At 66.4% G+C, this 9,139-nt stretch carries 8 protein-coding genes and 1 tRNA gene; 4 read left to right on the top strand and 5 right to left on the bottom strand.

Features of this window, described 5'->3' with window-relative positions:
- On the top strand, positions 1-592 hold a 592-nt coding region (locus tag VJ307_09780; protein HJX74432.1), incomplete at its 5' end, for a hypothetical protein.
- On the top strand, positions 589-894 hold the full coding sequence (locus VJ307_09785; protein HJX74433.1) for a zf-TFIIB domain-containing protein: 306 nt from the start codon (positions 589-591) through the stop codon (positions 892-894). The genes VJ307_09780 and VJ307_09785, both read left to right, overlap by 4 nt.
- A gap of 3 nt (positions 895-897) precedes the next feature.
- Here VJ307_09785 and VJ307_09790 read toward each other — a convergent pair whose 3' ends face one another.
- The 5 genes from VJ307_09790 to VJ307_09810 are packed head-to-tail and all read right to left on the bottom strand — an operon-like array spanning position 898 to position 5,275.
- Complete coding sequence (locus VJ307_09790) at positions 898-1,377, bottom strand: GNAT family N-acetyltransferase (protein ID HJX74434.1); 480 nt, start codon at positions 1,375-1,377, stop codon at positions 898-900.
- Entirely contained in the window at positions 1,374-2,372 is a 999-nt protein-coding gene (locus tag VJ307_09795; protein ID HJX74435.1) for an ATP-grasp domain-containing protein, read from the bottom strand. The genes VJ307_09790 and VJ307_09795 overlap by 4 nt, the downstream gene beginning before the upstream one ends.
- Positions 2,373-2,398: 26 nt before the next feature.
- Positions 2,399-3,391, bottom strand: a complete 993-nt coding sequence (locus VJ307_09800; protein ID HJX74436.1) for a hypothetical protein — start codon at positions 3,389-3,391, stop codon at positions 2,399-2,401.
- The gene (locus tag VJ307_09805; GenBank protein ID HJX74437.1) at positions 3,364-4,683 is read right to left on the bottom strand and encodes a KamA family radical SAM protein; all 1,320 of its coding nucleotides are present in this window, start codon (positions 4,681-4,683) and stop codon (positions 3,364-3,366) included. The genes VJ307_09800 and VJ307_09805 overlap by 28 nt, the downstream gene beginning before the upstream one ends.
- A 55-nt stretch (positions 4,684-4,738) precedes the next feature.
- On the bottom strand, positions 4,739-5,275 hold the full coding sequence (locus VJ307_09810) for a helix-turn-helix domain-containing protein (GenBank protein ID HJX74438.1): 537 nt from the start codon (positions 5,273-5,275) through the stop codon (positions 4,739-4,741).
- 287 nt (positions 5,276-5,562) lie between these two features.
- Here VJ307_09810 and VJ307_09815 point away from each other — a divergent pair.
- Both VJ307_09815 and priA read left to right on the top strand, forming a co-directional pair.
- Positions 5,563-5,638, top strand: a tRNA-Ala gene (locus tag VJ307_09815).
- 765 nt (positions 5,639-6,403) lie between these two features.
- Entirely contained in the window at positions 6,404-8,641 is a 2,238-nt protein-coding gene (gene priA, locus VJ307_09820) for a primosomal protein N' (protein ID HJX74439.1), read from the top strand.
- Positions 8,642-9,139 lie beyond the last annotated feature (498 nt).

The raw sequence follows: 9,139 nt of genomic DNA on the forward strand, positions 1-9,139 counted from the left end.
GTTCGTGGAGGGGTGGTCTCCCCCACCCCTTTCGCCCTCTCCTCCTCCAGCCCCGGACCTGACCCTCCGGGAATTTCATGAACGGGCCGCGGCCATGCGCTTCGGGGAAAAGGTCCACCGCGCCCTCGAGGCGGCGCCGCCGGTCGGCGCGCAGTGGCCCCCCTCCCGCCCTCTCCCCGTCGTCTGGGGGGAAGGGGAGGAAACGAGGTGGCGGACCGTCTGCGCGAAGATCCAGGCGAGCATGCTTCGTCGGGAGCTTCGGGATGCGGAGATCGTGGGAACGGAGTTTCCGATGCTCTCGTTCCGCGGCGGGTGGTCCCGGGAGGAACGCGCCGATCTGGTCGTGCGGTTCCGGGGAGATCCCGCGGAGGGAAGCGGGATCGCCCATGGCGAGCACTGGGTCGTCGACTTCAAGACGGGCGCCCGGGAGGAGGGACAGGAGGAGACGTACCGGGAACAGGTGCGGGGCTACATGGAGATCCTCTCCGGCGCCTGGAGCGTTCCGGTCCGCGGATTTCTCTGGTATGTTGAAACGGGCGAGGCGGTCGAGGTAGGGCGGCGGGAAAATAACCGGAAGGGGGAGGATCGATGACGAGGAAGCCGAGCGAGAGCGAAGAGGAATATTTCGCGCGCATCGAGTTTGAGCGGCGCAAGAAGATCGAGAGGGAGAAGCAGCAGAAGCTGGCGGAGGAAGAGAAAAAACGACTCCGGGACCTTCATTACCGGAAGTGCCCCAAGTGCGGCATGGACCTGATCGAGATCGATTACAAGAGCATCAAGGTGGACAAGTGCTCGGGGTGCGACGGGGTGTGGTTGGATGCGGGCGAGCTGGATACCGTCTCGAAGATGGAGACCTCGGTTGCCGGCAGGATTTTCGGGCTGTTCTCCGGGTAGGGGCTACTTCAGGGGTTTCAGGTAGATCAGCTTGTCGTCTCCCTGATCGTAGTAATCCGGAAGCTGCGCGGCGAGGGTACACCCGATCTTTTCGTAGAACGCCCGCGTGTCGCCGTAGGACTCTTTCGACGATGTCTCGATCACGAGGAGACGCCCTCCCCGCCGCCGGACCTCCTCCTCGACGAAGGCCACGATCCTGCGGCCGTATCCTTTTCCCATCCGGTCGGCCCGGGTAGCGAGCCAGTACAGGTCGAACGTGGCGGCGGTCATCTCGTTTTTGCCGAAGCAGGCGTAGGAGACGACCGTGCCGTCCTCCTCGACGAGGACGAACGGGTGATAGCCCTTCTGGTTCGGCCGGGAGAGCGCGGCGTCGACGAGCTCTATCGCCACCTCCACCTCAGGGGGCTTGAACGCTCCGGTTCCCTCGATCAGCGCCCGGACCGCCTCCCGGTCCTCCTGCACGATCGGCCGGATGGCGGTCACCGGGCCCCCCGGGAGATTGCGAGGCGCAGGATCTCGATGACCAGCGCTTCGTAGGAGATCCCCGCGGCGCGGGCGGCGCGGTCGAGGCCCGCGTTCGACGAGATGTCGGGATTCGGGTTCACCTCGAGCGCAAACAGCTTCCCTCTCCGGTTCATGCGGAAATCGACGCGGGCGTATCCGCACAGTTCGAACGCCCGGGCGCACGCAAGCGTGAGCCTTTCCAGCCGGTTGCGCAGGGTGTCGGGGATATTCGCCGGGCATTCGGGGGCGATCTCCCCGTACGCCGGGTGGTTGTTGTCCCACTTCGACTCGAAGGAGCAGACGCGCCACCTCTTGCTGCGGTAGACGAGTTCGGCCGGGGGCAGCGTCCGGAAGGGGTCGGCCGCCGTGCCGTTCCCGAGCACTCCCACATTGAACTCCCGGCCCCCCACGAACTCCTCGGCCAGCGCCCCTTGTTGATACTTCCCGATCACGTGCCCGACCCTTTTTTTGAGCCCCGCCTCGTCGTCGACCACGCTCTCCTCGGTGATGCCCGCCGACCCGTCCTCGTTGGCGGGCTTCACGATCACGGGGAAGCGGAGATCCGATCGTCCGCGGGGGACGGACCGGTACAGGCGAAACGCCGGCGTCGGAATCCCGAAGGAGGACAGGAGGTGCTTGGTCAGCGCCTTGTTGTTGCACACGGTCAGGGGCAGGGGGCTGTTCCCCGTATACGGGAGGCCGAGCAGCTCGAGGAGGGCTGCGCCGTGCGGCTCCTTCTGGGCGGAGTTCATCGGGCACTCGCTCAGGTTGAACACCACCTCGGTACCGAAAGCGCGCAGCGACGAGGCGAGGGCGGCGGGGTCCTTCCCGAAGGTGAAGGGCCGGGTGACGTGCCCCGAGGCGGCGAGCGCCGTCATGACCTGCCGGGCGCTCACGGCGAGGTCGAGATCGATGCGCATCTGTCCCTCGACGCCTTGCAGGGTGTCCTCCACGGGGGTGTAGAGGATGGCCACATGCTTCGGGGGGAGACCGCCTTGCATCACCTGGGCGCCATTCCCAGGCGGGACAATGCGCAGGAGAGAATTTCCGACAGGAGGCCGAGGTAGGGGGTCCCCATCTTTTCGGCCATGATCGGGAGATCGCCGTACCCGGGGGAGAGCCCGGGGAGCGGGTTGCACTCGAGAAAGTGCGGGACCATCCTTCCGTCAAGCCGAAAATCGATCCGGGAGAAGTCCCGGCAGCCGAGGAGCCGGTAGATCCCCGCGGCGCATCGTTCGATTTCGGCGACGACGCCGGCCGGCAGGGCCGGGGGGCATCGGTATTCGACCTGGTTCTCCCAGTCGCGCTTGACCTCGAGGGAATAGACGAACTCCTCGGCCCGCACCTTCCGGGGAGCGATCTCCATGACCCCTACGATCCGGGGGGTCCCGTTCCCCACGATCCCGACCGTCACCTCGGAGCCCGGCACGAACTCCTCCACCAGGGCGCTCTGCCCGTAGGTCGCGGTGACGAATCCCACCCTCTCTCTCGCTTCCTCCGGGGATGAGGCGCGGGACGAGAGGCGGACCCCCTTGCTCGATCCCTCGAACGCGGGCTTGACGATGACGGGATACGAGAGCCCCGCCTCGTCCACCTCCCGGGGGGAGGAGCAGCTGCGGAAACGCGGCGTGGGATACCCCTCCGACGCCACGAGCCGTTTCGCGACGGGCTTGTCGAGCGTCACGCAGAGGGTGAGAGGATCGGACCCGACGTACGGGATGCCGAGCATTTCGAGCAGGGCCGGGACGTGGGCCTCGCGGCAGCGCCCCCCTTCCCCCTCGGCGACGTTGAAGACGATGTCGGGGCGGGTTTCCCGGAGGGCGTCGATGATTCCGGGGCCCGCGCCCAGGCGGAACACCTCGTGCCCCAGGGAGGCGAGGGCGTTGCCGATGTGGCCGACGGTCGCCTCGGAGTCGTATTCCTCGAAGGCGTCCTCCGGCAGGTGCGAGGGCGGATCGGAGGGCCTTACGTTGTAGGCGAGGCCGATTCGCAACGTCTCCTTCTCCTGGCCATCCGCTCGTTCCCCTGGGGGATCAACGCCTTGATCTCCCCCGTCATGAGCCGGTAGACATCCAGTCTCGAGGCGGGGAGGTCCGTTTCCGGCCGGGCGGAGGGGCGCCCGTCGTCCCGGGGTTCCTCGTAGCTTACGATGATTCCTTCGTAGTTCCGCAGGATCGTCCGATGTTCCCCCTGGGACAGGATGTAGTTGGGCATGAGCGGGATCTTCCCTCCCCCCCCGGGGACGTCGACCACGAAGGTCGGGATGGCGAGCCCCGAGGTGTGCCCCCGGAGCGCTTCCATGATCTCGATCCCCTTCGCCAGGCGGGTTCGGAAGTGCTCCAGCCCGCGCACCATGTCGCACTGGAACAGGTAGTAGGGACGGACCTTCGCCTTGAGCAGCTGCGTGTTGAGTTTGCGGATGATCTCGGGGTGGTCGTTGACGCCCTTCAGAAGGACCGACTGGTTGTTCACGGGGACGCCGGCGCGGAGAAGACGGTCGCAGGCCCGTCGCGCCTCGGCGGTCACCTCCCGGGGGTGGTTGAACTGGGTGTTCACCCAGATCGGGCCGTATTTCTCCAGGAGCGCGCACAGCTCGTCGTCGATCCGCATCGGGAGGACCACCGGTACGCGCGTGCCGATCCGGATGATCTCGACATGCGGGATCTTGCGGAGCCCCTTCAGGATGAACTCGAGCCGCGGCGTGGGGAGCGTGAGCGGATCGCCCCCCGAGAGGATGACGTCCCGGATCTCCTCGTGCCGCTTGATGTAGTGGAACATCTTGTTCATCTCGAATTCCGTCTTCGCGGCTTCCCCGAGGGGCCAGATCCTCTTTCTCGTGCAGTGGCGGCAGTACAGGGAGCAGAAGTTCGTCACCACCATCAGACACCGGTCCGGGTAGCGGTGGGTGAGCCCGGGGACCGGCATGTCCTTCTCCTCCTCGAGCGGATCGTCCTCCCCGACCTCCATCCCGTAGTATTCGTCCAGGGAAGGGATCGCCTGGCGCGCGATCGGGTCGTCGGGATCGTCGAGCCGGATGAGCGACAGGTAGTAGGGGGTGATCGACATCCGGTAGGTGTCGGTCACCCGCGTCAGGATCTCCGCCTCTTCGCGGGGGAAGTAGCGGAGCCCGGACAGGTCCTGGAGGGAGGTGATGCGATGGGAGAGCTGCCACCGATAATCGTTCCATTGCTCCCTCGTCACCTGGGGCCAAGGAAGGCCGACGGGGTTGGTGTCTCCGGACGTGCTGCGCAACGGTACCGAATCGTCTTCCCGATTCGTTTCCATGTTCCTCCTCGCGTATTTCCGCTTCCGGGGTTGGTTGCCAGGGTTCATTGCGGTGTCACCGCCCGCTCGCCTTGACCCAGAGGAAGTCGACCGGACGCTTCCCCTTGTTCGAAAACGCATACTCCTGCTCCGCGCGGAAGTAGAGGTTTTCCCCCTTTCGGGCGATGAAGGTCACCTTTCCCAGCCGAAGGCCCAGCCTCCCGGAAAGGATGAACACGTAGTTTTCCCCCTCGTGCGCCGGTTCGGGCAGGGTTTCCCTCCCCGACCGGATCACCGCCCGGTAGGCCACGATGGTCCGGTACCGGCTCTTGGGAAGAAGGGTGTCGAAGGCCTGGTATCCCGTGACGTCGGAGGGAAGGGAATCGCTTTTCCGGAAAAGGACCTTCTCCTCGTCGTCCTCGGCAAAAAAAGAGGAGGGCGTCTCGCCCAGCGCCGAAAGGATCTCGAGAAGGTTTGCCACCGCCGGGGAGGCCAGGTTCCGCTCGATCTGCGAGATCGCTCCCTTGGTGAGGCCCGCGCGCTCGGCGAGATCGGCCTGGGAGAGGCCGTTGATCTGGCGAAGATGCTTGATCCGGGCCCCGATATCGATCATAGAACTTTTTATTAAACCTCTCGTTTAGTAATCTATCCGTATTGTAGGAAAGCGGATTCCCTCTGTCAATAGAAATCCATATGGAATTGCAAAGAAATTTCATTGGGAGATTTCTCGCGTCATGCGTGGGGGGGAAGGTTTTCTATACCCGCAAAACCGGTTTCCGCGCGGGGTTTCCCCCGTCCCCCGCTTCGGTGTCCGCGGATTTCCGCGCGGACCCTTCGCGGGAGCGGAGAAATCGTTTTGACAGCGCGGATCGAATCGGAGAGAATGGGAAACCGCAAGGTGGGGGAGTAGCTCAGTTGGGAGAGCACCACGTTCGCAACGTGGGGGTCGAGGGTTCAATCCCCTTCTCCTCCACCATCCTTCCCTCTCGGGGCGAAGGATGGTGCCCGCCGAAGCGTCGTCGAGGGCGGGCTTTCCTCTTTCGGGCTTCGCGCGGCAATCCGCCTTTCTTCCTTTCTTATCGGTAGAAGCGCGATCCATGTTGCCGAATTCTTGCTTGATTTCCAGAATTTTTTTTAACAGGGGGATCCTCTGCGGCGGAAGGACCCTGGCTCGCGGGGGGCTTCCGCTCGGCTACGCTCGCGATCTTCGCCCGCTCGCTGCCGGTTCCGCTCGACGCAATTTCCTCCTCGCTCCACAGGCCGCCTCGCGGAACCCCCCGCTACGCCCCGGGTCCTCCGGTTGCTGACGCCCTCGTGTCAGGGCGCACCGTGGGCGGAGCAACCGAGGAAGGGGGTTCCTTGGCGAAGTCGCTCGACTTGCGATGCACCCGCAAGTCTGCGCTTGACCTTCCTCCCGGAAAGCTCCGCCCAGCGTCTCGGGTTCCGTTCCGGAAGAGGCCGTGCAACGAAGCCGGCGGGGATGCAGCGGTCCTCGAATGCCGGGATCTTCCGGGAATGGAGCCCGGGAGGCCGGCCCCCCATCCTTCGGCTGCTCTGCCGCCTGCGCGCCCTGCGGCATGCGCCATCCGAGATGTCCGCGGGGAATGACGTCGAGCGGTCGCGGGGACCCCGGAGGCGAAGCCGCTCCCGCTCCTTGCCCGGGGGGCAGATGGCGGCGCCCCCCCATGGAGGGGCGTTGGCCCTTACCCGTCGGCGGTTCCTCCGGTAGAATCGGGGGAAGATGAATCCTCCTTCCGCACGTTACGTGTTCGTGGAAGTGGCGGTGCCGCTTCCGATCGATCACCCCTTCACCTACCGCGTTCCTCCGGGGCAGGAGGCGCGCGCCCGTATCGGGGTCCGCGTCCTGGTCCCGTTCGGGCGCCGGAAGGTCACCGGGTTGATCACCGCGTTCACGGACGGTTCCTCCCTGGGCGGGCGCGAGGCCCGGGAGGTCCTCGCGTTCCTGGACGAAGAGCCGTACGTCTCTCCCGCTCATCTCGCGTTTCTTGCCGCCGCCGCCCGCGAGTGCCTGGCCCCCCTGGGCGAGATGCTGCGGGCGGCGCTCCCCGGCGGGCTTCCGCGGCGGGAGGCGCCGGCGTCCCCGAGAACGGAGGCGGTGTACCGGGCCGCGGACGGCGCACCGGACGCGGCCCTGACCCCCAAGCAGCGCAAGGTGTACGCGGCCGTCCTCGATGCGGGGGAGATCTCCGCGCCGGATTTGGCGGGGATCGTGCCCGGAGGATCGGAGGTCGCTCGAAGGCTGGCCGCGAAGGGGATCCTCGCCGCCTCGTCGCGGGAAAAGTCTTATGCGCTCTCCGCTCCCCATATCCTCGACGCCTCCGGGACGCTTGTCCCCACCCCCCACCAGGAGGCGGCCCTCGCCAGGACCGGCGTCGCCCTCGCGTCCGGAGGGTTCGCCGCCTTCGTTCTCCACGGGATCACCGGGTCGGGGAAGACCGAGGTCTACCTGAGAGCGATCGAGCAGGCCCGGCTCACCGGGAGGCAGACGGTATATCTGGTCCCCGAGATCGCGCTCACCCCGCAGCTGCTGGGCCGCGTCCGGACCCGGTTCGGGGAGGGGGCGGCGGTCCTCCACAGCGGGCTCGCGAGGGCCGAGCGCGCATCCCAATGGCGAAGGATCCGGGCGGGCGAGGTTTTCCTTTGCATCGGGGCGCGCTCCGCCGTCTTCTCTCCCTTTGCGTCCCCGGGGCTGTTCATCGTCGACGAGGAGCACGATTCGGCCTACAAGCAGGAGGAGGGGATCCGCTACCAGGCGCGGGATCTTGCCGTGATGCGCGCGAAGATGGAGGGAGCGGTCGTCCTGTTGGGCTCCGCCACACCCTCCGCGGAGTCGATCCATCTCGTCCGGACGGGGGAAGCGACGCTCTTGTCCCTTCCGGAAAGGATCGGCGCGAGGGCTCTTCCCGTGGTCTCCGTCGTGGATCTGAAAAGCCAGGCGGCGCGCAGGGGCGCGGACCGGTACTTCTCCGCCGAACTCGAGAACGCGGTCGAAGAGACGCTCTCCCGCGGGGAGAAAGCGATGCTGTTCCTCAACCGGCGCGGCTATGCGCCTGCGCTGACCTGCCTGGACTGCGGAACGAACGTACAGTGCCGGAACTGCCAGGTGTCGCTCACCTTCCACAAGCAGGACGGCGTGCTTCTGTGCCATTACTGCGGCGCGAAGGAGCCCCCCCCCGAGCGTTGCGGAGCCTGCGGAGGGCACAAGGTGGCGCAGGTCGGGATCGGCACGGAGCGGCTTGTCGCGTGGGCCGCCAAGAGATGGAAGGAGGCCCGGGTCGCGCGCCTCGATTCGGACCTCGGCCGGAAACGCGGGTTCTACGGGGAGGTCCTCTCCCTGATGCATCGCGGGGAGGTGGACATTCTCGTGGGCACGCAGATCATCGCCAAGGGGCACGACTTCCCCGCGGTGACGTTCGTGGGCGTGCTCCTCGCGGACCAGTCGCTCTCCTTCCCCGATTTCCGTTCGGCGGAGCGGACGTTCCAGATCCTGACCCAGGTGTCGGGCCGCGCGGGCCGGGGGGACAGGCCCGGCAGGGTGATCATCCAGACCCTCTCCCCGGAGCACGTCTGCATCCGGAAGGTTGCCGAGCACGACTTCCACGGGTTCATGGAAGCGGAACTGGCGGAACGGGAGTCGCTTGGCTACCCCCCGTTCGGGCGCATGATCCTGATCCGTTTCTGGGGGCCGAAGCTCGATCGTGTCCAGGAGGCCGCCGGGGAAGTTGCGGAGGCGCTTTCCCGCCCGCTTGCCGAGGCGGGAATCCGGATGCTCGGCCCCGCGCCGTCGCCGATCGCGCGCGTCAAGAAAAAATACCGCTACCAGATCCTGCTCAAGATGCCGGCACGGTTTGCGGTGGCCGACTTCTTTCCGGAACGATTGCGCCCCCTGCGCGATCTCGCGAAGAAGGCCGGCGTCCGGATGGAGGCGGACGTCGATCCCTACAACCTCATGGTCTGACCCCCCAAGAACAGGGACGTTCTTAAAACTTTTCAACCTCTGCGGCGGGCGCCCCCCTTCGCAGGCGCCCTTGCAATGGGCGCGCAGGTGCGGCTTCGCCTCCGGGGTCCCCGCTCGCGGTCAGCTCCCGGCTCCCCGGCTGCGTCCAGCGAACGTGCCCGTTGGTCCTCTCCCCGGCCATTCTCCCGCCTATTTGGTATGCAATCCTTTTTGCCCTACAAACGGCGGGGTCTCCGCCGGTTCCGCCGGGGCTTCCCGCTCGGGGGATCCCCTGCGTCGTGCGCCTCGGTCGGGCGCCCGGTTGCGAAGGCGCAAGGAACCGGGGCCCCGGGCTCGCGGAGGGGTCCCCTCGGCTACGCTCGCGACCTTGCGCCCGCTCGCTGCCGGTTCCGCTCGACGCGATTTCTTCCCTTCGGTGGGACACTCCTTTTTCACTCGACGATAAAATCAGGAGTGTCCCCGCCCAGAGGTTCCGTTCACGTTTCCTGCATCATCTTC

It is taken from the genome of Candidatus Deferrimicrobiaceae bacterium (assembly GCA_035256765.1).
Taxonomy (GTDB): domain Bacteria; phylum Desulfobacterota; class Deferrimicrobia; order Deferrimicrobiales; family Deferrimicrobiaceae; genus CSP1-8.